The sequence below is a fragment of the Bartonella sp. AP57NXGY genome, from assembly GCF_042195805.1.
Classification (GTDB): Bacteria; Pseudomonadota; Alphaproteobacteria; order Rhizobiales; family Rhizobiaceae; genus Bartonella.
In genome coordinates this window covers 1-1,126 of record NZ_JBHIOZ010000132.1, presented here as the reverse complement: position 1 = coordinate 1,126, position 1,126 = coordinate 1, and the positions used below count along the sequence as shown (strand labels likewise).

Genomic DNA, 1,126 nt, shown 5'->3' with positions numbered 1-1,126 from the left:
TTTGCTTGCTGTTGTGCGGTGAACAAGCTCATTGTTGAGCAATTGTGCTGCGGATTGTCCTTCCCGTCCAATGGCTGCATCGCGATCAATCACCAACAACCAATCAGGATTGGTTTCAAGAATAAATTCAGGAGAAATGAGTTGTCCATGTTTTTGCACGGTAAGTTTATCGGTTGCAGGGGCAATTCCAAAAGCGGAGTGAAAAATATCGAAACGTGATTTTGGTCCGAAAGCACTGATTTTTCCACCAGAGGTCATGAGTATGAGCCCGGTGCCTTTTCCTTGGGTATTTTTACGGACTTCAGCAAAAGCTTCATTGATTTTTGCAATTTCCTTTTCTGCTTCTTGTGTTTTACCAAAAATTTTTCCAAGGATAGACACATTTCGTTTTATATCTTCAAGAGAATTTTCGTTTTCTACGGTTAGATCAATTGTTGGGGCTATTTTGGATAAGTCTTTATATTTTGCTTGAGTTCTGGAGGAAATAATAATCAAATCGGGTTGAAGAGTGGCAATTTTTTCATAATCTGGCTCAAAAACGGTTCCAATTCTTTCATATTTTGCATCGTCAAATTGTTGCAGATAGGAAGGTTTTTTTCCTTCAGGAAGGCCGATAACTGCTTGGATACCAAGGCGATTCATATTATCTAGCGAGGCAAGATCAAACACAACAACCTTTTGCGGAGAAGTGGGAACAGAAGTCGTTCCTGAAACATGATCAATCGTTACATTTGTCTGGGTACTGGTATTTGCAATACTCGTATGAGTCCACAAAATCGTTGCAAAACTAATTGCAACCAGTAAAACAGAAGTCATCCATTTCATATATTTTATCATCGTGATTTTATCCTTTTATCTAATATTACAAAGGTTTGCGCACTTAAAAACTTAACTTTGGTATTTTTATGCACAAAATGAAGCGTAAATAAATAACACTATGTTGTAAAGTTGACTGACATATGTTACAAATCGTTCACTTACCTCATTTTCACTTAATTCTAGTGTTTTTGCAACATTATTTAGAAAGTTTGACATATGATCAATGTATTTAAAAAGCGTACACGTTTGTACGCACTGACAACAAGTGCTTTCTTCTTTTTACAAGGTGTAGATGTTTCTATGGGGA

Annotated in this window: 1 protein-coding gene; it reads right to left on the bottom strand. The window is 36.8% G+C overall.

Going from position 1 to position 1,126, the window contains the following annotated elements:
* Nucleotides 1-837: siderophore ABC transporter substrate-binding protein (locus ACFIL8_RS08455; RefSeq protein ID WP_375689421.1), on the bottom strand; the 837-nt coding region annotated here is incomplete at its 3' end.
* Nucleotides 838-1,126 lie beyond the last annotated feature (289 nt).